The organism is Elusimicrobium simillimum (assembly GCF_049639735.1).
GTDB classification, from domain to species: domain Bacteria; phylum Elusimicrobiota; class Elusimicrobia; order Elusimicrobiales; family Elusimicrobiaceae; genus Elusimicrobium; species Elusimicrobium simillimum.
The window spans coordinates 1682242-1706807 of record NZ_JBEVVA010000003.1; the positions used below are offsets into that span (position 1 = coordinate 1682242).

General features: G+C 45.0%; 20 protein-coding genes. All 20 read right to left on the minus strand.

What is annotated here, in order from left to right; all coding sequences use genetic code 11:
* Window positions 1–6: 6 nt before the first annotated feature.
* Window positions 7–2226 carry an ATPase, T2SS/T4P/T4SS family gene (locus AAIR98_RS08605; RefSeq protein WP_423971784.1) on the minus strand — a complete coding sequence of 740 codons (2220 nt, stop codon included), beginning with the start codon at window positions 2224–2226 and terminating at the stop codon, window positions 7–9.
* Window positions 2227–2232: 6 nt separating this feature from the next.
* Window positions 2233–2979 carry a type II and III secretion system protein family protein gene (locus AAIR98_RS08610; protein WP_423971785.1) on the minus strand — a complete coding sequence of 249 codons (747 nt, stop codon included), beginning with the start codon at window positions 2977–2979 and terminating at the stop codon, window positions 2233–2235.
* Window positions 2980–2994: 15 nt separating this feature from the next.
* Complete coding sequence (gene cpaB, locus AAIR98_RS08615) at window positions 2995–3582, minus strand: Flp pilus assembly protein CpaB (protein ID WP_423971786.1); 588 nt, start codon at window positions 3580–3582, stop codon at window positions 2995–2997.
* Between the two features lie 202 nt (window positions 3583–3784).
* Window positions 3785–4258, minus strand: coding sequence for a TadE family protein (locus AAIR98_RS08620; RefSeq protein ID WP_423971787.1), 474 nt, complete (start codon window positions 4256–4258; stop codon window positions 3785–3787).
* Between the two features lie 8 nt (window positions 4259–4266).
* Window positions 4267–4464, minus strand: coding sequence for a class III signal peptide-containing protein (locus AAIR98_RS08625; protein WP_423971788.1), 198 nt, complete (start codon window positions 4462–4464; stop codon window positions 4267–4269).
* 48 nt (window positions 4465–4512) lie between these two features.
* On the minus strand, window positions 4513–4689 hold the full coding sequence (locus AAIR98_RS08630; RefSeq protein ID WP_423971789.1) for a hypothetical protein: 177 nt from the start codon (window positions 4687–4689) through the stop codon (window positions 4513–4515).
* Window positions 4690–4701: 12 nt separating this feature from the next.
* Entirely contained in the window at window positions 4702–5670 is a 969-nt protein-coding gene (locus AAIR98_RS08635) for a UPF0164 family protein (protein WP_423971790.1), read from the minus strand.
* Window positions 5671–5684: 14 nt separating this feature from the next.
* Complete coding sequence (locus AAIR98_RS08640; protein ID WP_423971791.1) at window positions 5685–10694, minus strand: FlgD immunoglobulin-like domain containing protein; 5010 nt, start codon at window positions 10692–10694, stop codon at window positions 5685–5687.
* A gap of 550 nt (window positions 10695–11244) precedes the next feature.
* Window positions 11245–12729: a sensor domain-containing diguanylate cyclase gene (locus AAIR98_RS08645; RefSeq protein ID WP_423971792.1), complete on the minus strand. Its 1485-nt coding sequence runs from the start codon at window positions 12727–12729 to the stop codon at window positions 11245–11247.
* Window positions 12730–12740: 11 nt separating this feature from the next.
* The gene (locus AAIR98_RS08650; protein WP_423971793.1) at window positions 12741–13949 is read right to left on the minus strand and encodes an extracellular solute-binding protein; all 1209 of its coding nucleotides are present in this window, start codon (window positions 13947–13949) and stop codon (window positions 12741–12743) included.
* Between the two features lies 1 nt (window position 13950).
* The gene (gene tsaD, locus AAIR98_RS08655; RefSeq protein ID WP_423971794.1) at window positions 13951–14970 is read right to left on the minus strand and encodes a tRNA (adenosine(37)-N6)-threonylcarbamoyltransferase complex transferase subunit TsaD; all 1020 of its coding nucleotides are present in this window, start codon (window positions 14968–14970) and stop codon (window positions 13951–13953) included.
* A gap of 2 nt (window positions 14971–14972) precedes the next feature.
* The gene (locus AAIR98_RS08660) at window positions 14973–16334 is read right to left on the minus strand and encodes a S41 family peptidase (protein ID WP_423971795.1); all 1362 of its coding nucleotides are present in this window, start codon (window positions 16332–16334) and stop codon (window positions 14973–14975) included.
* A 26-nt stretch (window positions 16335–16360) separates the two neighbouring features.
* Window positions 16361–17521 (minus strand): murein hydrolase activator EnvC family protein, encoded by a 1161-nt coding sequence (locus tag AAIR98_RS08665; RefSeq protein WP_423971796.1) that lies wholly within the window; start codon window positions 17519–17521, stop codon window positions 16361–16363.
* Window positions 17506–18309: a cell division FtsX domain-containing protein gene (locus AAIR98_RS08670; protein ID WP_423971797.1), complete on the minus strand. Its 804-nt coding sequence runs from the start codon at window positions 18307–18309 to the stop codon at window positions 17506–17508. The genes AAIR98_RS08665 and AAIR98_RS08670 overlap by 16 nt, the downstream gene beginning before the upstream one ends.
* A gap of 7 nt (window positions 18310–18316) precedes the next feature.
* Window positions 18317–19672 carry an alkaline phosphatase gene (locus AAIR98_RS08675; protein ID WP_423971798.1) on the minus strand — a complete coding sequence of 452 codons (1356 nt, stop codon included), beginning with the start codon at window positions 19670–19672 and terminating at the stop codon, window positions 18317–18319.
* A 9-nt stretch (window positions 19673–19681) separates the two neighbouring features.
* A complete protein-coding gene (locus AAIR98_RS08680; RefSeq protein ID WP_423971799.1) occupies window positions 19682–21130 on the minus strand; it encodes a glycogen synthase in 1449 nt (482 codons plus the stop codon).
* Window positions 21131–21144: 14 nt separating this feature from the next.
* On the minus strand, window positions 21145–21963 hold the full coding sequence (gene scpB / locus AAIR98_RS08685; protein ID WP_423971800.1) for an SMC-Scp complex subunit ScpB: 819 nt from the start codon (window positions 21961–21963) through the stop codon (window positions 21145–21147).
* A complete protein-coding gene (locus AAIR98_RS08690) occupies window positions 21950–22726 on the minus strand; it encodes a segregation and condensation protein A (protein WP_423971801.1) in 777 nt (258 codons plus the stop codon). Before AAIR98_RS08690 ends, scpB begins: the two co-directional genes overlap by 14 nt.
* A complete protein-coding gene (trpS, locus tag AAIR98_RS08695) occupies window positions 22723–23847 on the minus strand; it encodes a tryptophan--tRNA ligase (RefSeq protein ID WP_423971802.1) in 1125 nt (374 codons plus the stop codon). Before trpS ends, AAIR98_RS08690 begins: the two co-directional genes overlap by 4 nt.
* On the minus strand, window positions 23844–24515 hold the full coding sequence (locus AAIR98_RS08700; protein ID WP_423971803.1) for a site-2 protease family protein: 672 nt from the start codon (window positions 24513–24515) through the stop codon (window positions 23844–23846). Before AAIR98_RS08700 ends, trpS begins: the two co-directional genes overlap by 4 nt.
* Window positions 24516–24566 lie beyond the last annotated feature (51 nt).

Below are 24566 nucleotides of genomic sequence, written 5' to 3' on the forward strand. Positions count from 1 at the left end.
ATTAACCTATTGCTGCGGCGCGGACGGTGCCTGCGGCGCGAACATTTCTTCAGGTATATTTATACCCTTAGATTTAAATTCATCAAAGAATAACGGCTTATTACCCGTAGGAGCGAAAAAGCCTTCCACTTTACCGGTTTCCTCGTTAATACCTGTTTGGGTATATCTAAAAAGGTCGTTAGTAACAATGTTGCCGTCTTTTTGGCCCGCTATCTCTGTAATATGCGTAACCTTTCTGGAACCATCAGAAAACCTGGAAAGCTGTACTATCATGTTAACAGCTGACGACACCATTTCCCTAATAGCCCAAATAGGCAGCTCCGCGCTGGCCATCATACACATAGCTTCAAGACGGGTAAGACCGTCTCTTGGGGTGTTGGCGTGAATTGTGGCCAAAGAACCGTCGTGGCCGGTGTTCATGGCTTGTAACATGTCCAAGGCTTCCGCGCCGCGGCACTCGCCAACTACAATTCTGTCAGGTCTCATACGCAGACAGTTTTTAACTAAATCTTTAATGGTAATTTCACCTTTACCCTCAATGTTAGCCGGCCTGCTTTCAAGCGAAATCCAGTGTATTTGCTGCAGCCTGAGTTCCGCGGTATCTTCCACGGTAATAATACGTTCGTCAGACGGAATATAACTGGACAAAGCGTTTAAGAATGTGGTTTTACCGGTACCGGTACCGCCGGAAATAATAACGTTCTTTCTTATTTTAACGCACTGTTCTAAAAATTCCATACACTCGCGGCTAATGGTGCCAAAGCGGAAGTAATCTTCCGGGCCGAAAGGTTTTTGTGAGAATCTTCTTATAGTAAGCGACGGGCCGGAAACAGCAAGCGGCGCTATAATAGCGTTAACACGCGAGCCGTCTTTAAGACGCGCGTCAACCAGCGGGACGGACTCGTCTATACGTCTGCCCAGCGGGGCCACGATTCTTTTAATAACCTGTACAACCTGGTCGTTATTTCTAAATCTGTATTTGGTAAGCGTAAGTTTACCCTTTTGTTCAATAAAAATTTTGTCAAAAGAGTTAACCATGATTTCTGTTACGCCCGGGTCCCTCATCAAGCCTTCCAACGGGCCTAAACCTAAAATTTCGTCCAATAACTCCGTGGCAAACCTTACGCGCTGCTCTCTTGAAAACTGTAAGTTTGCCTGGCGCTGTAAAATTTCTTCAATAATATCGGAAACTCTTTTTCTGGTTTGCTCGCTGTTGGTTTCGTCGCTAATTACAATTCTTTCCACTTCCAGCGTTTTAATAACGTCTTTGTGTACTTTCTTTTTAAGCTCGTCCCAGAAAGACATTTTTTCTTCGTCTTCACTTTCAGCGTCATGCTTAAATGTAGGCATGGCCGCGCCCGAGGCGCCGCCGCCCACAACAGCGTTCCATACGTCTTTAGAGGCTTGGGTAAACTCCTCGTCGCTTACGCTGGTCATCCAATCTTTAAGAGTGGGGGCAGCGCTGTTAATTCTTTCAATTAAAATTCTAAGGCCGTCTTTAACCCATTGTGACTGCGGGTTGGTAATAGCCTCTATCTCGCGCCTGTTAGACGCCGCCATCACACTGTCATCCCACGGCAGAAAAACTGAAACGTCTTTACCTAAACTTGTAAAAAATTTGTCCACTTCCTCATGCGGTATGGAGCCCGGCAGGTCGTACATATTACACACAACGTCCATGCGCTCCATGGGGAAGCTCATTTCCTTATAGTCGTTAAACATTTTAACCGTTGTGTTTAAATGGTTGCGCGTGGCCTGTGTGACCCAAAAAAGTTTGTCTGAAATATCAAACGCGAAAGACTGCATGGGGAAAGATGAATCCACATCTAAAAATATATCAAAAGTTTGCGAAAGCCTGGAAAGTATAGGCATAATAAGCTTAGGCGTAATGGCTGAAACCTGCGGCCTGGTATTGCCAAGGGGCATAACGCCAACGCCGTACTGCGACATAGATATTTTACCGCGCAGCAGCCCGCCCGCCACCGCTATGGTGGTGGAACCTAAACTTTTAACAATATCAGCCACCGTTACAGGCGTTCTGATATCTAAATAAAATGTATGTTCTTGTCTTGCTAAAGGGTCTAACGGAACAATAAGCACCGGGCGCTTCTGCTGCCCTGCCCAAAGCACGGCTAAATTGAGCAAAAGGGTAGTGCGCCCTGCACCCTCTTTAGGGCCGGTAAATGCTATTATTTTGCCTTCATTTTTGCCTTGTTCCATGTCCATACCGGGTTACTCCACAATTTCTACTGTAACAAATAAGAAGAGCGATCTCTGTTCTTCCGTTTTATCTTTACTTCTAAAAAGCAGGCCAATTAAAGGCAGTCTGCCAAGTAACGGCACTCTGTCTATAGATACGTTAATATTGCTTTGTTTAAGGCCGCCTATAACCAGCGTTTCGCCGCTGTTAAGCTCAACTTGTGTTTTAATTGTTCTTTTGTTAAAAGACGGTATTGTGGTGGAGCCTACCACAACTACTCTTGAGTAGTCCGGCGTGGAAACTTCTAACTCTACGGAAAGGTTAATAATATTGCCCCTTTCTCTAATAATTGTAGGAAGTACGTTTAACATAACGCCGTATTCATTAAGCGATGTGCCCACGCCCTGTGAGTTGACCTCAGGCATAGGTATTTGGCCGCCTACGGAAATGTTGGCGCTTACGCCGTTTTTGGTAACAATTTTCGGGTTAGAGATAACCTGCGCTTTACCTTCTGTTTCCATAAATTTAAGCCTGGTGTTAAGCGCTGTTTTTCTCTCAAAGGAACCTATTTCCAGTATGCCCGGTATTTCCTTTTCGGCAAAGTCTATGATATTGTACCATGAAAAACCTATGGTATTTTGCAGCGAACCGCTGATTTCAACTATGTCGGCGCTTACTGAAATAAGGTCAGTCTTACGCTGCGCATAGGCGCTTGGCACAGAAAGCAGCGCTATTAAAGACGCTAAGAATATTTTAGATAGAAGCTTTTTATTTTTCATTGTAGTGTCCTGTTATTATTTAAACATTTCCGTAAGACTTGCTATCGGAATAGAATGTATACCGGTGTTTGTCGCGTTTCTTACAACCAGCGTAATGTCGCCCTCGGACTTGGCCAAAGCCAAATACTGCGCGTCTCTGGGGTCCAAGGCAAGACTGATTGCGGAAGAATCTGAAAAAGCCGACGCCGCTGAATTGCTGTCACGTGTCGCCCTTAACTGCGCAGCGTCCATACCTTGGCCTAAATCACTGCCTACGCCTAAAACTTTTATTCTCTGTAAAATTGTAGCGGTAATTCTTTCTCTGTTGCCCGCTTTTGTGTTAACCTCAAATGTTAACAGTATGTCCACCCAATCGTCCGGTTTAATAAGGTTGGCTACGGCGGCCGGAACGTCCGTTAAAACAAAACCTCTCCATAAGGGCGGCACCCTAGAGGAAAGCCCCGCCTCCGCGCTGAGTGACGTTAATGCCGCTTTGGTCACCTGGTTGCCGGTGGGTATGGCTATTTTGGTAACAAGATTATTTTCTAATTTTGTTATATCGGAGTCTTTAGTAAAAAGGTACGCGTCTTTTTGTATATATTTGCTGGGCACCTGCACAAACATAAGGTCCCCCTGGCAATAACCTTTCTCTCAGGCAAATTCCTGGCGGCAACAATTACTGATTCTATATTGCTGTCTTCCTGAAATCTTTTTTGGTTAGATGATAAAATAAACATATAAACAACTGCTGCTATTACCGCAACAATTATCGGCATTAGTTTCTTCATTTTAACTCACTCCTTACTCCAAATATAAATTTACAAATTTAGTTAATATGCCTTCTTTCCACAGGCATTCTTACCGTGGCTTTAAGATACTTTATCCCCACGCGTTTTGGCTGGTCTGCAAACACTATGTTTGTGCCCGGGAATATCAGCCTTACCGGGTACGTCAGTTCTACTATAAGGTCCTCATTAGGGTGCGCGTTGCCCGATATCTGAGGGTCAAAACTTGTTCTTTTTACCGCTGTTGTAAACGTGGGTTTAAGCTGCGCAGCCTGAAATATTAACGCCACCTGCTCTTTAAGCTTAGAGTCCACATAACTCTTATCCGTCGGTCCGCCTAATCTTCTTACGCCTACAAGCGCGCCTACTCTTGCCATTTCATACGCAGAGTGGTGGGCCAAAATGGTGTGGTATGCTATGTTGCCAAGTTCCAGTACCAAAAACAGCATGTACATGAAAACCGGGAGAACAAGCATTAACTCAACAATTGTCTGCCCGCCACGTCTGCGTATCATAAGCAAAATTAGATGCCGCCAAGCCCGCCAAGCACTCTCTGTTTGACGTTTTCGAAAAGCTCAGGCATGAACTGTTTCAAAGCAAGGCCGGCCGCCAGAGCGATACCGACGATAACCGCTAACATAAGGGCGTATTCTACCGTGCCTTGCCCTTTTTTGTTTTTAAGCTGCGCTAAGGCAACCTGCATTTTAACTATTAATTTCATTTTTACGTCCTCCGTTTACTTTTTAAATCACTCTATTTTAAAACAAATTTATTTGGGCTCATACACAGTTAATATTACACGCGCGCCTTGTTCAAACTGTACGGGAACAATATTGGTGTAGAAAACGTAAAACATAATAAACATAATAAAAAGTGACGCCGTTACAAGTATATATTCTACCGCGGCCTGGCCCTTTTTATTTTTTAATGTTTTACCATACACCATAACTCACCGTTATTAAAACTGTAAGCCTACAGACACGTTATACACCGTGCCCAGCGCGCCAAAAGGCGTCATAGCGAAATCAATTGACGTACCGTAGCCAAAGATCTCGTTGCTGTATAAACCAAAACCGAATGATACCTGGTTTGTTTTATCCAAACCTAAAGATTCTGTCCAAGAGTCCTCGTTAATACCAGCTTTATCGCGTGAGTAGTAACCCGCGCGCAGGTCAAAACGGGCAACCTGTAACAGGTCTTCCGGTATATGTATTTCCAAGCCTACGCCGTACTGCAGTTTGTAGTCGGTATATTTTATAACTTCGCCGACAATGGTGTAGTACTTGGTTTTAAAGTGCGCGCCGCCTCTAAGGCCTGTGGGCACTTCATCGCTGTCGCCAAGGTTAACAGCGGCAAAACCTAAGCCCACTCTGTTAAAATCTAATTTAGCGCCTACGTCAAAGGCTATATTATTGTAATGTTCGCCTACGTTATTTTCGTTAACATATTTAAACGTACCGCCCAGTTGCAGGATATTGTCAAAAAATCCTCTGGCTATGGATACCGTACCTACAAAGTTTCTAACGTCGCCGTTAACACCCTCAGAGGTAGGGATACCTTGTTCGTCTTTCCATTCAAAGCCGTCAATATCCATGTAGTTGCCTGAGAAAGCTATTATGGTTTTACCCATAGGCTGCACAAAGGCAAGCGTTCTGGCTTTATAATCGCCAATCCACTGGAGGTATGAAACGTGAACCTCTTTGGTAGTGGCTGTTGAAAGGCCGGCCGGGTTCCAGTAAATAGCGTCCGCGCCCTCTGCCAAAGAGGCGTAAGCGTTGCCCAAAGCCTGCGCCCTGGGGCTGCCTGCGGGTATTTTTAAGAACGCGCTGGCGCTGGTACCAGCCCACTTGCTGTCCTTAGCAAATAGTGCCGTGGAGCACATTGCCAGTATTGTCAAAATAACTAATCTTTTAAAGTATTTATTCATATTCTTTATTTTACCTATGGTATTAAGATTTTGACAACTTTCTGGCAATATTCCTTGCCGCCGCCTGTTGCCTTAAAGTCTATCAAGGCCAAGTATACGCCCCTGGCAACTGTTTTGCCGTGGTCGTTTTTCTTGTCCCATTCGCAGCGTAAGGCCGCGTTTCTCAGATTAGTAAAGTCATCTGTCTGCTTGGTGGCGTCCTTGATATTATTGTCAGGGTTAATGGCTATAGACGAGCCCACCGTTATAGTGTTGTTATTTACGTCCGTACACTGGTAACCGCTTGTTCTGACAAGGTCGCCCGCTATGTTGTAAATCTTAATAGTCAACTCGCCCGGGACAGGTATTTTGGTTACTTCAAACTTACCTGTATTTGCCCTGAACGGGTTGGGGTAGAAGATTGTGGCTTTTTTAAAGTCTTCGCATACAAATCTTCCGTCGCCGCGCGCCACGGTAAACCAGCCTACCATGTTGCCAAACACGCTCCAGTCAGCAATGTATTTGGTATCTGAGATGTCACCGTAAAAGCTGTCTATGTGCGTGCTGTTATCTTCAGCCGTGGTAACATACCTGAAAGGATAAGTGCCGTCCGGCACGTCTTGCATGGCAAAGTCTTTACCGTCCCATACTTCTTGTATAGAAACAGCGTTGGGCCTCATACCCACAATTGCTTTAACCAGCAGATCACGCTCTGAGGACACGTTGGGGCCGGGGCAGTAAATTGCCTGCTGCCCGCTGCCTGCAGCGCCTGTAAGATAACAGCCTGTGCCTACGGTCGCAGGATCGTCTATTTCGCTGGTTGCACAATTTTTAGGCACACCTGTAACCTCGTCGCAATATAAGGTAGCGGCTGTCTGGTCATCCGGGCCGATTACTTCACCGGTAGAATAGTTGTTAATACGTGTGCCCGGTTTAAATATTTGTATAGCAACCTTCATAGGCACTGAAGCCTGGTAGAAGAATGCGCCCGCCTGGTTACGTTCAGATATTACTTCAATGTCTCTGTCGTAAATCTGGAAGATATTGGCGTTTATGGGCACTTCTACTCTTACTTCATAATTGTAGTCGCATATAATCTTGCGGTCTGACGGGTTGGTAGCGTCCCACACACCGTCTTTACCGTCGGGGCATACTCCTATAAGCTGCTTTTGCGCCGTAGTACACTTATTATAGGTAGAGTTTGTGCCTGATTCAGTACAAAGCGTCATCTTACCTGTATATACAGGTGAGTTAACGGCAAACGGATAACCGTTAGCGCGCAGCCTTACAGTATAAAGACCTGATGCTAAATAGTTGCCTCTGTCGTCTCTGCCGTCCCATTGTACTTTAGCAAGCAGGTTGCCCTCGTAAATGTTTTGTTCGCCATATTCGTTAAAGCCTGTGTCTCTAAGTACGCGGCAAACTTCTCTGTCATTGCCCGACACATAGTTGCCGTAACAGTCTTTACCGTTAGGTGAAAGAACGTCAATATCTACCTTGGCCGTACGTGACGGGGTAAAGTTAATTGTATAAGGCGGTATTCTTACTGCCGTACCTGTGGAGTTAACCAACTGCGGGCTGGCCGCTGTTATTGTAACTTCGTCTAAGAAGTATACGGGACCGCGCGCTACTGTTATGTAGCCTGTAGGATGGTCTGTAGAATAAATTACGCCGTAACCGCCGGTTCTGCTGCCGGCAGGTAAAGTTAAGTCGGCAGGCGCGTTACCCGCGAAGTTGGCGGGCAGTATGGGGTTGGCGTCCTGGTCATAGTATATTGTAGCTTCCTGCGCGGGGCGGGCTACTATAATATAAGGATACTGTCCGTCTGATACAAAGCTGGAGTCAGCGTCTCTCGTGCCGTCCCATGACTCTACGCTTGCATTACCCTCGCCGGGTCTGGTGCCTCTAAATGTTTTGATAGGCATGGCGTTAACCGACACGCCGGCATTAACTCTGCCGTCCGCGTCAACAGGGGGCCAGGCCACTGTCTTATCATTAGGTATAACAGTACCTTTTTCATATATATATACTGATACGTCCATTACCTTAGATAACGAATATGATAATGTCGCTTTTGACAGAGTGTCTGAAAGCAGCGGGGTATCGGTCACGTCCACTACCCTAAATAAATCCACAGGAAAGAGCGATTTTCTTGAATATATAATATCCGTAAATATTGGGTCTTTAGCGGTAATTTCAAGAACGTATGTACCATCAGCCACGTAACGGCCGTAATCGTCTATACCGTCCCAGGTTAAGGTATTGACCTGCTTTTCAACAGTCTGCTGGTCTTTAGCCAATGTTTTTACTGTTACGTTGGCCGAGTTCTTAATAGTTACCGTTGTTGGCGCGTCGCGTGAAATGGTGTATTTGAATACAAACGGGTCTAAACCGTAGGCAATAGGGCTGGAGCCTATTGTAGCGTATTCAATAGCCTGTATGTTAATGTCTACCTGCCCGCGGTTAACAGGTAAAATACCGTTGTGGTACAAGCGGGATTTTACGCCGTCAAACCTATCGCCGTTCATATTGGTATAGGTGCTGGCGTACGGTATTTCCGCCCACAGCACGTACACATAGTCGCCGTCCGGCACGTACTGGCCATAGGCGTAGTTTTTGGTTTCCGTTGTGGCGGAACCTGTTGTGGTAAGTATCTGGCATTCCGTTGACTGGCAGGTGGCCGGCAGCGGTATTGGTATACCATTATTAAAGGTAAAGATAGAGTCCGCGTTACAGGTGGCCTGGTTACAATAGCTGTTGGCCGGTATCGCCGCGCCGCTGGCTATTGTTGAAGATACCTTACAATAAGGGGACTGCCCGCAGGTTAAACCGCTGATATCAGCGTTTGCGGCATATTGCCTGGAAACGTAGGAAGACCTTATAATAGGGTCCGCCGCTGTTATTGTAGAACCTTGAGTATAGGCGTTTTGCAGTTTACACCCTGCTGTGCTGTAACAAAGTTGTGAAGTGTACGTCGCGCCATAGCCAACATTTACTGTTGTGGGCGCATAAGGTAATGTGGCTGACCTTACATTTGTAATAGTACAACCCATGTCATAATTACATGTACCCGCCGGGATTGAAGCGTTGTTAACATATGTCTTTTCATAAGCGCAGCCGTTGGCGGAAAGACATTTGTCGTTTATTGTGTAATTATCGCCTGACGGTACTGTTAAAAGTATCGCCGTGGCTTCTGCCGCTGTGGAACCTGCGGGCAATGTGGAACCGTAACCAACCTTATTCCATATGCTTATAGCTGCGCCCGCGTATGACGTGGCGGGGAACTGGGCGTCCTTGGCAAAGCTGGCATTAAGGTCACATGAGGAATTGGCGCACATAACCGGATTATCTGCCGCCACTATAGAAGCGCCGTTAGCGTACACCTTTATAGAGGTAGAATCCGCTATGGTTTCTAATGTGCAACCGTTAGGGTTATTACAGGTGCCGTCCCATTTGGTGTTTACTGTCTCTCTGGAACCTTTTTGCTCTGTAGAGCTGTAAATATAGTTGGCGGCGCCCACGCTGACTGCCGGGGGTGTGCCTTTGCCTGTGCCGGGGGTGTACATATCTGTAATAGTTGTACCCGGGGGGTATACTCTAAAGTATGATGTGGCAGCCTCTGTTAACAGATAGTTAACCTGGGCAATGCCTGTGGATTGCTTGTTAAGGCCTATTTCCTGAATATCAGTAATTTTAAGGGGGTCTAGTGAAATTTGATACGTTTTTTCTCTGGCCGTATCCGTATTCCATTCGTCCGTGGCGGTGGCTACGGTGGAAACTAAATAGTTGCCCCTGGGCAGTAAACGTGCGGTATCATCGCGGCCGTCCCAATGTTCTACTTCAATTAAAGCGACGTTATTGTTGTCAGATGTCTGGCCGCCGTCAGGTGAACGTTCGCCAAGGCGCGGCTCGTTCTGTATTAAAGTTCTTTTTAAATACGCGGCATTGTAACCGGATGTGGCAGGGTCCGTAATTATAGGTACTTGCCTGCTGCCGTCAAAAATTTTCATGGTAACCAGCGCGTCTTTGCTTAGCCTGTATTTAATGTCATAAGGCTGGGCAAAAACAGCGTCCAACTTACCAACCACCGTAGGTGTGGCGCGCACTGAGTGCACGTCCGTAACGTCAACCATAATAGGCTGCTGGTTAGCGGCGGGGTAGGTGGCTGTCTGGTTAATTTCTATAGGAGATTCAGACAGAGTTGGGGGCGGTTGGTATGAGGATTGAATATTTGCCCTTATACCAAATGTACCGTTTGTTTTGGCAAATTCACTGTCAAAATTATAAGAACCGTCCCACGCTGTACAAAAAGTAAGTTTGTTAGATGAATCATCAATTTTCGTGCCGTTGGTTTCCGTACAAGCACCACCATCGTTACAAGTCAAGTTGGTTGGATAGCCACCGCCAGATAAATCCGGTCTAATAGAGGTATTAGAAACTTCGCCTGTAGCAGCGAATGTCCACTGGTAACCAGCGCATTTATATGCACCTGTCGTAGGAAACATCTGCATTGTTCTGATTGGCGGAGAAGACTGTTCGTTATTAGGATTGTTTTGTTCTAAAAATTTAAAAATTTCAAACCTTGCTGATTCTATAGGAAAAGAAGGTGAGGGATTTGAAGGGCTGCTTGAACTGGAACACTGTATATCCATACAAAGATATAAACAATGGTTGGGGTACCTGTAACCGGTATCACCGTCCGGTCCGGCGGAAGCGCCCCAATTAAAAGGTTTGTCAAATTCTATTAACGCCGAGTTTACGGTTGGGTCTGTGGAAGACACCGGGGCAATGGCCTTTTCATAAAAACTTCTTATTGCATCAATTCCGCCTGTAACAGGAATGCTGCCGTTACAGTAGTTAAGCGCGATATTCCCGGATTGGCTGGGGTAAGCCACGTATACGTCGCCGATTACGGCTTTTTGCGCTTGGGCGTAGGTAAACAACGTTGTTAGGATTAAAGAAAAAATTACTTTATAAAGCAAGTTTTTCTGAAGTAAATTTGAGGAAGTTTTTGTTTTTGTTTTACTCATCATTTTTTTTACCATAAACCTATTTAATTTTAGATTGCAGGCTTTACCAACAGAAACATACTACACTGTAAACGCAAAACCTGTTAAAACTTTACGAATAAAAATCATTTATTACTTCAAAGAAATTATACAAATACATTATACAATACAACCATACTAATAGATTCTGACAACTTTTTTCACAGTTGTCAACAATAATTGTAATTATTTTTATTCCATTAATGATTATTATATAAGATCAAAGCGGGTTTAAGAAGACTTTTTATATATAAACCCCTCCCCCGCTTTGCGGGTACTCCCCTTTACAAAAGGGAGAAAATATGGACACAACTTGTTTTGCCGGCAAACTATCATATCTAAAAAGTATTGTTGTTTTGGCGCCAACATGTTTACACAAAAAACTGTAGGGGCGGAGCTGGTCTCCGCCCGCTTAAAGCGCTGCATGCCATTATCTGCCACCCGTTAAACTAGGTGACAGCGGGGCGGAGACAAGCTCCGCCCCTACATTTTTTATGAAAAAGAAACGAGTGTTTTAGATTTTACGGTAGAATACAAGTATGGACGGCTACCTGTCTTCAAGCGGGATTTCGTTATACAACGCGTAGGTGCCGCGCTCTTTATTTTTGGCGTAATACAAAGCACGGTCGGCCTTATTAAACAAATCTATGGCGTCGCGCGAGTCCTGCGGGAAAACCGCTATCCCCTGCGAAATGGACAAACCGTATTCCTGCCCGTTTGTATATTCCGTAGAAAGTTCTACCTCACGCACGCGCTGGGCTATGCGCTTGGCTATAAACTTGGCCTCGTTGCCGCTGGTGCGGGGCAGCATTATCATAATTTCGTCGCCGCCGTAACGGCACGGAAAATCTGTCTGGCGCAGGCTGCCTAAAATAACCTCGCTTATTTTTTTAAGCACAATGTCGCCGGTGTGGTGGCCGAAAGTATCGTTGATATTTTTAAAATGGTCAATGTCTATGATGATAACGGACATGGTAAGCTCAAAGCGTTTGGAGCGGTAAATTTCCTCAGAAAGTTTTTCGTTAAAGTAACGCCTTACGGGCAGTTTGGTAAGCTCGTCATAATTATATAAATCCTGCACGCGCTCAAACAAAACGGCGTTATCTATGGCCAAAGCTATTTGCGCGGCAAACTGTTTTACGTGCGAAAAATCCAGCGCCGTAATAACGCGCCTGGAAAGTAAATTGTCAAAAATCATAATGCCAACGCGCTTACCGCTTACGTTAAGCGGCAGGCTGAGCACGCGGGAATTAAAATCTTTTTCCTGTTCTGTTACCGCGCGTACTTCTTCTGCGGGGATTTCCCCCTCTTTACGCACAACGTTGCCCGCGATGTCCGTGCTTAACATGGCGCGCACATGTTCGCCTTTGTAATCAAAAAGATACATTCTTACACGGTCAAATTTAAAAGTTTTTTGCACGCCTTTTAAAATAATTTCGATAGCGTCGTTAAAGCGCATTGAGTTGGCAAACACTGTGGCAAGCTCGTTAAGTTTGGTGGCCAGGCGCAGACGTTCGGCGTTGTCCTGGTCAATTTCAGTATTAATCATGTTGTGCGAAAGCTCGCTTGCCAGACCAAGCACAAGGTCAATATCTTTTGGCGTAAACTTTTTAGATTTTGAAAAACGCTCCAGGCGCAGCACACCGTAACGCATGCGCATGGACTGCGCGGTGTCGCCGTGTTCATAAATGCCGGGCGCCTTCCATTTAAGCAGAACGTAAACCGCCGGGTAGCTGAGCTCGTTGGAAACGGCGTAGCCTTTCATAACAAGCTCTTTCATTAACTGCGCCTGGGTAATTGTGGAAATATTTTCCTGCATGTCAAAGCATTCGCCGTCTTTACACAACATGCTTAGCGCCAGCATATCATCTTCTTTAGACCAGTTAAAAAAATAAATTCTGTCTAATTCAAGAATCTTCTGCATTAACGGCAAAGCTTTATTTAAAAGAGAAAACGTGTCTTTAAAAGACTGGTTAAGTTCTTTATGAAAATAATAAAGCTGCGCGTTTGGTTTATGTTTGTTTTTAAACATGTTAATCCTGTTTAATTGCCGTACAAATCCAATAAATAATCCGCCTCTACCGAGGCGCGGTAAAGCTGTTCCAGTAAAATATCCCGGGTGTAGGTGCCTTTAATAATTTCAGACGCCACACGGTCCAGAACTTCATTAAGAATTTTAGTTGCGGTAGCCGTAACAAGGTTGGTGCTTACCGTTCTGGCGCTGGCCATAATTTTGGCGTATGTTTGCATGCGCACGGGCGATGAAAATATAAACTCATCAAAGCTTTCTTCGTCTGAGGGGAACACTTCCATAATGGTGGAATACTTAATTTGGTTTTCGCGCTGCATAAGCCATTTTATAAACTCAAGCGCTTCTTCTTTTTTAGTACTTTTGCGGTTAACCACCACGTTTATACCTGATAAAAATGATATATGTTCGCCGCCTGTTGAAGGTACCGGCAGCGTTTTAACTTCCAGCTTATTTGATTTGGAATCAAACAAACTTATACCTTGCCTGCGCGTCATAAACATGCTTGCGCGCCCGCTGACCATGGTGCCGAGCGAACCTTTTTCACGCAGCACGGGCATAAAATTTTTAGTAGCTAAAGTTATGTAATCTTCCATACCCAGCACAAACTGCATATCATTAAAACAGCTCTTTTCGCCGTTTTCTGCAAACAAGTCGCTGCCGCGGCCCCAAATACAAGGTAAAATACTGCGTACGGAAAGGCTGCCGCGCCAGTCGCTATTTTGCAACGGAAAATAATTTTGGTCACCGGCAAATTCTTCTTTAAGCTTACCGCATATGTTAAGAAAGCCTTCCCAAGTATTTAAATCTTTAACGGGGTCATCGCTTACTCTTTTTAAATGGTCTGTGCGGTAGTGCAATGCCATAACGTCCATCCACCACGGCAGCGCGTAAATATCTTTGGTGCCCGCCTTATAACAGTGCGGTATTAAGGGCGCTAAAAATTTATTTAAACTTAAAGACGGGTCCAATACGGAAAGGTTTTCTATAAGATTGGTGGCTATTAAAAACGGTGTCCAGTTGTGCGGCACTTCAATAATGTCGGGCATTTGCTCGCCGCTGTTTTCAAAGCGCATTAAAAAAAGTTTGTTCCACAAATTATGGCGTGTAATATACTCAACCCTAACTTGTATGTCAGGGTTTTTGCTTTTAAATGATTTTATAAAACTCTCAAAATCTTTTTTTGTGTTTGAGCCGGAGTCCGGCATCATCCATAGTAACATGCTACTCCCAGTTTTTTACAACCATATTAGGATTTATTTTTATATTACTATCCATCTTACCAGAAAACATGACTTTTTTAAATCCCGCCAGCGCTATCATGGCGCCGTTGTCTGATGATAATGCCCTTGGCACAAAAGATACTTTTACATTTTCCTTCTGCCCGCGGGCGGTCATCATTTGTTTTAAAAGTTCGTTAGCGGCAACGCCGCCGCCTACTGCGACATTTTTTACTTTATACTTTTTTACCGCCTGAAAAGTTTTTGCCACCAGCGTTTCCACCACAGCCATTTGGAAGCTTGCGCAAACGTCGGCCTTATTAATATCCTTATGGTCACGCAGGTAATAGCTGACGGCCGTTTTTATACCGCTAAAAGAAAATTCGAACGTGCCGGGCATCATAGGGCGCGGAAATTTTATTGCGTCCGGGTTGCCCTTTAACGCTTCTTTAGCTACAACAGGCCCGCCGGGGTAGCCAAGGCCAAGCAGCTTAGAAACTTTGTCAAAAGCCTCGCCCGCGGCGTCGTCGCGCGTGCGGCCCAGCATTTTATAATCACCGTAATTTTTTACGTACCACAGATCAGTATGTCCGCCTGAAACTATTAATGCTACCAGTGGAAATTCAAGTTTTTTTGCCGCTTTTATTTTGCCGTCAATTACGTCAAATTCGCAGGCAAACAAATGGCCCTCAAGGTGGTTAACGCCAATAACGGGCACATTGTAAAGAGTGGCCACAGTCTCAGCCGCTACTCTGCCCACCATAAGCCCGCCGGGCAGGCCGGGGCCGCTGGCAAAGGCCACCATATCTATTTTGCTCGTGCCAAGCGCTTCTTTAACAACCTCGGCCACTTTTGTGGCGTGGGCGCGGCTGGCAAGCTCGGGCACTACACCGCAGTATTTTTTATGAATATCTATCTGGCTGTGCACTATATTTGACACAAGCTCGCTGCCGCCTTTAAGTATAGCGGCGGAAGTTTCGTCACAAGTGGTTTCTATGCCAAGTATAGTTATATTTTCTTTCATATTTATTTTTTTACTTCTTCTTCTTTTGTTTCTTTAGAATCTTTTTTGTCTTCCTTTTTTTCTTCTTTTTTAGGAAGTTCGTATTTGCCCTCTAAAGCCAGTTCAAATTTAGCATTATCTTTAAGCAGGTCTTTGGCTACATCTAAAGCTTCGTCGTTAACTTTAGCGTACTCTGTTGCTTTACCCGGCGTATGCACCGCCATGTTATACATTGTATATATCTGCGCTATGTCATCAGAGTTGGGTTTGATAAGAACGTTAGGCAAAATGCCGCCGGTGTCTTTGGTTTTTTTATCTTTATGGTCGCGGTGTATAAGGCGGCCAAGCGGGGTATAATAATGCGCTATGGTTAAGCGTATGGCGCTGCCGTCGTTAAGCGGCTGCACCTGCTGTACGCTGGCTTTGCCGTATGTTCTGGCGCCGGCAATTACCGCGCGTTTATAATCCTGCAACGCGCCCGCTACAATCTCACTGCCGCTGGCGGAGGCCTCGTTAACAAGCATTACCATAGGTATATCTTTGTACTGCGCTTTTGACGGCGCTTTATATTCCTGGTAGTATTCCGCCCTTCTGCCTTGCGTATAAACTAAAAGTTTTTCATCGCCTATAAATACGCCCGCCATATCCACCGCCGCGCCCAAAAGGCCGCCGGGGTTAAAACGCAGGTCAAGCACCAGGCCTTTCATACCTTTGGCCTGCAAATCTTTAAGCGCTTTGTGCAGCTTTTCCATAGTATGGCCGGAGAAATCCACTACATATATATAGCCTATATTATCTTCCAGCATTCTATAATAAACAACTTCGGGCACGATGTTGGCACGCTTTAAAACAAATACAGGCAATGTTTCAAAATCTTCGCTGTCGGCTTTTTTACGCATAATTGTAAGTTTTACTTTGGTACCTGGCTTGCCGCGCATTTTTTCTACCGCTTCGTCTAAAGTTAAATCTTTTACATCGGCGTTATCTATAGTTATAATTCTGTCTTTAGGCATTATTTTTGCTTCAAACGCGGGCGTGCCGGGCATGGGTGAAGAAATTTCCAAATACCCGTCGCCTTGCGTTAAACGTATGCCTACGCCGCCAAACTCGCCCTTAGTGCCTGTCTGTAATTCTTTATATTCTTTGGGCGGCAGATATTCTGAAAACAAATCCAAGCTGCCCATAACGCCTTTTATAGCGCCGTTTACCAAGTCTTCGGTTTTGGTGTCTTCTACGTAATTATTTTTTACATAATCCAAAACATTGACTAATGTTCTAAGCTTTTGCAGGCCTGAATCTATGGCCGAATAAGCGTGCGGGAACAGCGTCCCCAAGAAAAATACTACTGTAAGCAAAATTGCCTGTTTATTAAATTTTTTGTTCATTGTTTATCCTTATAATAAAAGTAAATTTATTCCAGCCAAAGTTCCGGGTCTACCGCTGTGGCGCCCTGGCGCACTTCAAAGTATAAAGCCGTACGGCCCGTACCCATAGAGCCCTGGTAATTATCCACGCCCACCACGCCAATTGGAGAGCGGGAACCCAGAGTATCACCCTTATCCACGTCTATCCTGTTTAAATAACCGTATATAGTAAAAAAGCCTTTGCCGTGATCAACAATAATAACGTTGCCGTAACTTCTAAATGCGCCCGCGTATATTACTGTGCCCTCCGCCACGGTGTAAACAGTCTCGCCTTTTCTTGCGCCAATTTTTACGCCGTCACGGAAAATCCATGTATTTAAATTCTTATTATACTCTTTGCCAAATTTGCTAAAAACTTCCCCGCTGACAGGGTGCGGTAAAGTGTTCCTCTTTACGTCAATCTCAGCCTTAACAACGGGTGTTTGTGTGTCGCCCTTGGCCTTGGCTTCTTTAGTGGCGGCTTTTTTACGTTTTTCTTCGGCCGCGCTAAGTAAATTTTTCATTTCCTCAGCGGATTTGTTAAGCTCTTCCAGTTCTTTTTTGGCCGCGTCGTACTTTTTTTTGTTAACGTTAAGGTCAACCTTTACCTTCTGAAAATCTTTTGTAAGCAGTGAGCGCTGCTGGGCCACCTTTTCGTTTTCCTGCTGCAGGCGCCTGTTGCGCTCCTCAAAGCTTTCTATTTTATCTTGCGCTATTTTATTTTCTTTTTTAAGCTCTGATGTAAACGCCGACTTCTTTTCAAGCGCGCGGTTAATTAAAACGTTTGTTGCAATATCGTCGCTGTCAAAATAGTTCCAGTCCGCAAGTAGCTGGGTAATAAAAATTTCGGCCTCTTTCTCAAGTGAGTTTTCCCACACCGGCTGCGAACGCTCTAACGCTTCTTTTTTGTTGGCCGCCGTAATTTTACTGCGCTCAACAATGTTCATATCGTACTCAATTTTATTAATAAGCTGCTGCGTTTGCACCTGCCGCTTTTCTAAGGTGGAAAGTTCGCGGTTAAGCTTTTTTTCTTCTTCCTGGTATTTTTTAAGTTCTTCTTCTTTTTCTTTTGCTTTTATTTCTAACGCGCTAAGGTCACTCTGCGAAGGGTCCGCCCACGCAGGTGTAAATAACGCCAGCAGTAAAATAAAAGTTAAAATCTTTTCCATTTAGAAAGCACCCAGCCCGTTAAGGCTACAGCTAAAGCTATTATGCACTGTATTTCTACTATCGTAAAAATAAAAAACCCGCCGCCAACTTCTTTAAGCGGCAAAAGCAGCTGGTAAAAAACGCCAAAAGAAATGCCGTAAGACAGCAGCGCTATAAACGCCGCGCCCCAGCGTGACTCCACCGTTTTTATACTGTAACCCTCTACAAATAGTACAAAGGAGAACAGCACCACCAGCATCATAGCCGCTACCAAATTTAAAAATTTTATCAGCCTGCTTGAGTACGCCGCCGCCGAGGCCGCGCTGCTTTTGTAATAATGCGTAACATCGGGTATTTGCGCGGTAATATTGTCGGCTATCCAGGTGTCTATGTCTGAAAGCACGGCGTCGCTTACAGTAAGCTCAAAATATTCCGCCATCGGCCTGCGGCCTAAAAACACAAAGTTTTCGGCCAAACGCGGGTTTTGCTCTTTAATAAGTTCAAAAGCGTCGTCCGCCGATAAAAACTTTAAGCTTAGCACGTCGCCGTTATTAGACAGCGCCTCGCCTATTTCATTAACACGCTGCGCCGTAAGGGCGGAGTTTAAAGTTAAAATTATTTTAAAATCCCCGTGCAGCACGTCACTTACCTGGCGGGCCTGCATGTAAAAAAAGCAAAAAGACTGCATAAGCAAAGCAATAAGCAAGGTTAAAAAGAATACTCTTTTATACCCGCGCGAAACGCGCTGCTCCACCCTGCACGCCTGAAGAGAAGTTTCTAACTCAGCTACTTTTTTACTTTCTTTCATATAACCCCTATTTTACACCAAGGCTGGCTCTCATTTTTTTGTTTAAATCTGTTGTATGGTACAAGCCATTGTAAGAGTCTTGCGTAGGGCCGTAGGCCGCTACCGCAACCGGCGTAGCGCTGTGTGCGCCCGTTGACCATACTATGCCTAAAGATTTATCATAGCGTTTTGCCACGCATTCAATATCTTTACATCCTTTATATAAATACTGCGGCAGCTCCTGCCCTGTTGTTTCAGAAAATATTTGCGCTAACATTTTTTCTTTTTTCTGCTTTTTAGGCAGTGAATTAAATTTATCATTGGCGTGGTAGTAAAGCGCTTTATGCTGCATAAGAGCGTCAAACACTGTTGGGTGCACGTAGTTTGTGTTGTTATTATCGTAAAGCACTTCGCCGCTGGCTTTGGCCTTTTCAAGCGCTTCGCCTTTTACTTTAAAATAGTTAAAGCCAAAACCGCCTGTCTCATGGTCTGCCGTAAGCACGACAAGAGTGTCGTTGCGCTTGGCCGCCCAGTCCATAACATAACCTAAAGTTTCGTCAAATTCTAAAAGTTCGTGCAGTGTAGACGCGGCGTCATTAGCGTGCAGCACCCAGTCTACTTTGCCGGCTTCCGCCATTAAAAAGAAGCCTTTTTCATTTTTGCTGAGCAGTGTTAAGGCTTTTTCGGTCATTTCTTTTAATGTCGGCACGTTGTTATCCTTATATATAACATATGGTAACTCTGTTTCCGCAAATACGCCTAAAAGCTTGCTGCCCTTTTCGGTAGGTAAATTTAAAAATTCTTCTTTTGTCTGGGCCACTGCATAACCGTTGGTTTTAAAATCGTTAAACAACGGCCTAAAGTGTTTTGCGCCGCCGCCAAGCATAACGTCAACATTAGCGTTAAGCATGTCTTTGGCAATGGCGTCTTTAAGGCCCCTGTTAATCTGGTGCGCGGCAAAAACAGACGGCGTAGCATCCTGTAAATAAACGGTTGTGATAAGGCCTGTTGATTTACCCGCTTCACGCGCGGCCTCTAAAATAGAACCTACTTTTTTACCGTCATAATCCATGCCAACCGCGCCGGGCAATGTGTAATGCCCCGTGGCAATCTGCGTGCCTGACGCGGCCGAATCTGTAACCAATGTAGCGTAGGTATTGGTAAGAGTTAAACCTATGTTGGATTTATTAAAATACTTTTCCAGGTTAGATGTTTTGTCGGCATACGGTGAGTTGGGCGCGTACCTGGCGTACTGCGCTAAAAAGCCAAATTCCTGCGGGCCGCCGCCGTCAACAATAATCAAAATAATATTTTTGGCTTCCTGGGCGTATGCCAGGCCGCTTACTAAAAATAATACCGCAAGTACCGCTGCTATTTTCTTCATACTTTCCCCTTACTTTGAAATAATTTTTTTGTATAAATCCTGGTATTCCTGGGCGCTTTTTGTCCAGGAAAAATCAGTCTCCATACCGTTTTTAACAAGCAGGCCCCACACGCGTTTATCATCAAAACACTGCATGGCGCCCTCTAAAGTTTTTATTATCCCAGTCTCGCTAAAAGAGTGGATAAAAAAGCCTGTCGCCTTCGGGGTTTTGCCGTTATACTCAATTACCGTATCCACCAAACCGCCAACATTGGCCACCAAAGGCACCGTGCCGTAACGCATGGAAATCATTTGGCTGAGGCCGCACGGCTCAAAACGCGACGGCATTAAAAACATGTCTGAACCGGCGTAAACTTTATGCGCCAGGTCTTCATCAACCTTAGACACATACGCCACGCTGCCTACATTATTTTTAGCCAGTGACACAAACGCGCGTTCCATGCCTTTATCGCCTGTGCCAACTACGGCAAACTGTACTTTGCCTTTCATTTTTTCTACTACGCCGGGTATAAGGTCCAGTCCTTTTTGGTAGTCCATTCTGGAAACTATACCTACTAAAGGTATTTTGGGGTTTTGCTCCAGCCCAAGCATTTTTTGTAAAAATTGTTTGCAGGAGGCTTTCCCCTTTACCGGGGAAAAGCTGTCATAGGCGAACGGGGTAAGCGGGTCATGCTCAGGGTCCCACACGCCTATATCAAGACCGTTGAGTATACCTTTAAACGTGTCGCCCCTGTATTTAAGCAGGCCTTCCATGCCAAAGCCCATTTTTTGCGACTCAGACACTTCTCTTGCGTAGTTAGGGCTGACGGTATTAACAAAATCAGCGTACACAATACCGCTTTTAAGGTAGCTTATGCCGCCGTAATATTCAAACCTTTCGGGCACATAATCCACGCCGTAAAAGCCCGCTTTTACAAAAGCGGAGTACGGGTATTTGCCCTGGTAAGCCATGTTATGTATGGTAAATAAACTTCTGGTGCGGGTAAAAAAAGCGTCCGTTTTATAAACGGTTTTAAGGTAAGCCGGCAGCAAACCCGCCTGCCAGTCATGGGCGTGTATAACCTCAGGCCTAAAGCCTATATATTTGCATGACTCAAGCACAGCGCGGGAAAAGAAAATAAAGCGTTCGTCGTTATCAGGAAAGTCGCCCGTTTCGTTACGGTAAAAACCGCGGCGGTCAAAATACTTGGCGTTGTTTATAAAGAATACTAAAACAGAACCCCAGTTAAGGTAAGACAAAGACGCGCTTTCCAAACGGTCGCCCACGGGTATTAAGAACGTGCCGGGCACCACTTTAAGCGACGCCACTCTGTTAATATCCTTATAATGCGGCAGAAACAAAACAACTTTGTTGCCTTTATATTTGGCAAGCTCTTTAGCTAAAGAACCTACCACGTCCGCCAGCCCGCCTGTTTTACAAAAGGGAAATGCCTCGCTAGAAGCTAAAACTATATTCATAACCGCTCCTGATTTTATTTTATCTCTTCTGTTTCGCTTACAGCAGTTTCTTCCGTTTCTTCTTCCTGCTCTTCTTCATCCGCGGCGTCTTCGTCAGTGTTTGCGGCGGCAATTGTTTCTGTTTCGGTGGATATTAATACTTCTTCCACGCCGCCCTCAGCGTCTGTTTTTACAAAAACTTCCTGCGTTTCAAAAGTAATCTCATCGTCCTCATCCAGCGGGATAATGGCGGCGCTGGAACTGTCTTCAAAAGGCAAGTTGCCCTGCTCGTCCACAGGCGCAGTTTTGGCGGCAAAAATATCGATGTCCGGCAAATCAGTAACTTTGTTAAGGCCGAACAGTCTTAAAAATTCGTCCGTAGTGCCGTAAACCATAGGCTTGCCTATTGTATCACGTTTACCAAGTATGCGCACAAGGCCGCGTTCTAAAATTTTTTCAAGCGGGCCGCCTATGTCCACGCCTCTTATAGCCTCCACCTCTGCGCGGGTAACGGGCTGTTTGTAGGCGATTATAGCCAGCGTTTCTAAAGCTGCGTTGGAAAGTTTGGCCGTCATTTTTTCGTTATAAAGTTTTCTTACCCAGCGGCCGTATTCGGGCTTGGTTGACATTTGGAACCCGCCGCCTATTTCTACTATTTGTATGCTGCGCCCGCTGTCAGCGTATTCTTTTTGCAAAGCGGTAACGGCGTCCACCGCGTCGCCCGCGTTAATGCCTTCCACAACTTCGGCTATTCTTTTAGCCGTTAAAGGGCGGTCGGTAATAAAAAGTAAATTTTCTATTATTTTTTTAGCGTCTTCGCTTTTTAACAGTTCTGTTTCGTTACTGGTTTCCATCGTTACTCTCCTGCGCTTTGAATAAATCTTTATAATCAACGTTTTTATTTTCAGGGTTTAAATAAAGGCGTATTTCACCGTTTTTCTCGTCTTGCCGGGCTAAAATCTTTCTTATTTTCATAAGCTCAAGCATGGCTAAAAAACATGTTATTATGCCGCGTTTTTTTGTTTCGCCGGCAAAAATATCGTCCAGCAGCACCCACGGGCGCGCGCCAAGCATGTGCGCTATTTTATCCATCTTTTTTTCAATGGGAAACTCTTCCACCTGCAGCATGTCCATGTGCTGCTTTTCGTCCAATTTATCAAACGCTCTTTTAACAGCCGCCAGCAGGTCAAACATTTGCAAATTAAGCACGCGCTCCCCGCTGTCAAAAATGGGTGCGCTGCGGTAAAAGTTATCTTTAAATTCCTCAAAACGGCCGTCAAGGTATTTGCCGGCTTCTTTAAACTTTTGATACTCAACAATTTTGTTAATAAGGTCCTGCGTCGGGTTGGGGCCGTCTTCCTCAGTGGTAGGCGCCTGTGAGGGCAAAAGCTGTTTTGCCTTTATCTGCATAAGCGTGGTGGCCATTACAAGAAAGTCCCCGGCTATTTCAAGGTTAAGGCTTTTCATAATCTCAAGATATTCCAGGTACTGCTTGGTAATGTCTGAGATGTTGATGTCATAAATATTCAAATTGTCTTTTTTGATAAGGTGCAGCAAAAGGTCCATAGGCCCTTCAAAGACGTCGGTCTGAATATTTATTACGGATTCCTTTATCATATAATCCTCATAACCTTTTTAACTTCGTCCAAGGTTGCCTGGGCGGATTTTTGCGCTTCCTTCGCCTCGTTTTTTATAATGGCTTCTATTACGCCCCTGTCGGCCGCGAATATTTGGCGGCGCTCGTTAAAACCTTTTAGTTCAGGCTCCATAAGTTCAAAAAGCTGTTTTTTACACGCCACGCAGCCAAGCGCGCCGGCTTTACACTCCGCGTGTCTGGCCTCATAGTTGGGGTTGTAAATTTTGTGAAAGGCGTATACCACACAGTCGTCTGGGTTACCCGGGTCATTTGCGCGTTTTTTATTGGGGTCGGTAAACATAGACATAACTTTTTTACGTACAGACTCTACGTCTTCGCCCAGCTCAATAGTGTTGTTGTATGACTTGGACATTTTGCGCCCGTCAAGCCCCGGCACCTTTGAAACTTTTGTAAATAAAGGTTTAGGTTCAATTAAAATATCCGTATGGTAAGTGTCTGCAAATCTGCGTACGATATCACGCGCTATTTCCACGTGCGCGGTTTGGTCCTGCCCTACGGGCACCAAAGCCGCTTTATGCACTAAAATATCCGTAGCCATAAGCACGGGGTAACCAAGAAAACCGTATGAAGAAAGTTCTGAAAGTTCTTGTTCAGACAAGTCGCTAAGGCCGCCGGCAAGCGTAACTTTTTGCGCCATAACAAGTTTGCCGTCCTCACGCTGTTCAGAACGCTCCACACTTACATTGCTTTCTTGACCCGCGTACTTTTTCTTAAAAATTTCCATAAGCTGCTCTTTGTAAGACGGGTTACGAAGCAGCCAACCCATAGGCGTTATCATGCCAAGTATCAGGCTGAGTTCACTTATTTGCGGCACGTGCGACTGCACAAACAGCGTGCATTTTTTAGGGTCCAGCCCCGCCGTCAGCCAGTCTACCACCATGTTAAAACTGTTCTCGGCTATGTTCTCCGTTCTGTCATAGGCCGTGGTTAAAGAATGTAAATCCGCCACAAAAAAATAACATTTATATTTATCCTGCAGCTCAACCCAGTTTTTAAGCGCACCGTGATAATTGCCCAGGTGTAAACGCCCCGTGGGCCTCATGCCGGAAACTACAATATTGTTTGTTTTAACTTCGCTCATACTCTTACTCCGATAATTAAATAAATTAAAGCGCTGTACGCAAAATTTACCACCGGCGACAACAACCTGCCGCCGCCAAAAACAACAAAAGCCATTATAACCATAAGCCCGTAACGCTCAAACTGCGCGTATTTGTCAGACATATTTATGGGCAGTATAGCGCTGAGCACGCGCCCGCCGTCAAGCGGCAGCACGGGTATCATGTTAAACACGGCAAGCAGAATATTGATAAGCACGCCGTATGTCATTATGCTCATATACGCCGTCTGGCCTATTAAGTTGGGGTTGGTCTCGTTTACGGTAAAAATTAAAGATGGGTCGATGTGAAAAGAAATTTTTAAAACTATAGCCAAAACCAAGGCTATACTTATGTTGGTAAGCGGGCCGGCGGCCGCTACCACACCCATGTCATGGCGGGGGCGGTGCAGGCGGGTGGTGTTAACTGGCACAGGTTTGGCCCAGCCAAACATAGGCAAGCCAGATATATAGCACAAAACGGGCATAACTATAGTGCCAAAAATATCGACATGGCTGACGGGGTTTAAAGTTAAGCGGCCCATCAGGTAAGCGGTGTCATCGCCGCGGCGGTACGCAGTGTAACCGTGCGCGATTTCATGCAGAACAACAGATAAAAATAAAATAGAAATTTGTATGAATATTATTGCCATATATATAATTCTACTAATTATTACCTGATTGTGGAATATTTTATATGGCGT

Coding starts and splice junctions, on each gene's coding strand:
- AAIR98_RS08605 (WP_423971784.1), bottom strand. CDS start 2,226: ATGGACATGGAACAAGGCAAAAATGAAGGCAAAATAATAGCATTTACC.
- AAIR98_RS08610 (WP_423971785.1), bottom strand. CDS start 2,979: ATGAAAAATAAAAAGCTTCTATCTAAAATATTCTTAGCGTCTTTAATA.
- cpaB (WP_423971786.1), bottom strand. CDS start 3,582: ATGTTTGTGCAGGTGCCCAGCAAATATATACAAAAAGACGCGTACCTT.
- AAIR98_RS08620 (WP_423971787.1), bottom strand. CDS start 4,258: ATGATACGCAGACGTGGCGGGCAGACAATTGTTGAGTTAATGCTTGTT.
- AAIR98_RS08625 (WP_423971788.1), bottom strand. CDS start 4,464: ATGAAATTAATAGTTAAAATGCAGGTTGCCTTAGCGCAGCTTAAAAAC.
- AAIR98_RS08630 (WP_423971789.1), bottom strand. CDS start 4,689: ATGGTGTATGGTAAAACATTAAAAAATAAAAAGGGCCAGGCCGCGGTA.
- AAIR98_RS08635 (WP_423971790.1), bottom strand. CDS start 5,670: ATGAATAAATACTTTAAAAGATTAGTTATTTTGACAATACTGGCAATG.
- AAIR98_RS08640 (WP_423971791.1), bottom strand. CDS start 10,694: ATGGTAAAAAAAATGATGAGTAAAACAAAAACAAAAACTTCCTCAAAT.
- AAIR98_RS08645 (WP_423971792.1), bottom strand. CDS start 12,729: ATGTTTAAAAACAAACATAAACCAAACGCGCAGCTTTATTATTTTCAT.
- AAIR98_RS08650 (WP_423971793.1), bottom strand. CDS start 13,949: ATGTTACTATGGATGATGCCGGACTCCGGCTCAAACACAAAAAAAGAT.
- tsaD (WP_423971794.1), bottom strand. CDS start 14,970: ATGAAAGAAAATATAACTATACTTGGCATAGAAACCACTTGTGACGAA.
- AAIR98_RS08660 (WP_423971795.1), bottom strand. CDS start 16,334: ATGAACAAAAAATTTAATAAACAGGCAATTTTGCTTACAGTAGTATTT.
- AAIR98_RS08665 (WP_423971796.1), bottom strand. CDS start 17,521: ATGGAAAAGATTTTAACTTTTATTTTACTGCTGGCGTTATTTACACCT.
- AAIR98_RS08670 (WP_423971797.1), bottom strand. CDS start 18,309: ATGAAAGAAAGTAAAAAAGTAGCTGAGTTAGAAACTTCTCTTCAGGCG.
- AAIR98_RS08675 (WP_423971798.1), bottom strand. CDS start 19,672: ATGAAGAAAATAGCAGCGGTACTTGCGGTATTATTTTTAGTAAGCGGC.
- AAIR98_RS08680 (WP_423971799.1), bottom strand. CDS start 21,130: ATGAATATAGTTTTAGCTTCTAGCGAGGCATTTCCCTTTTGTAAAACA.
- scpB (WP_423971800.1), bottom strand. CDS start 21,963: ATGGAAACCAGTAACGAAACAGAACTGTTAAAAAGCGAAGACGCTAAA.
- AAIR98_RS08690 (WP_423971801.1), bottom strand. CDS start 22,726: ATGATAAAGGAATCCGTAATAAATATTCAGACCGACGTCTTTGAAGGG.
- trpS (WP_423971802.1), bottom strand. CDS start 23,847: ATGAGCGAAGTTAAAACAAACAATATTGTAGTTTCCGGCATGAGGCCC.
- AAIR98_RS08700 (WP_423971803.1), bottom strand. CDS start 24,515: ATGGCAATAATATTCATACAAATTTCTATTTTATTTTTATCTGTTGTT.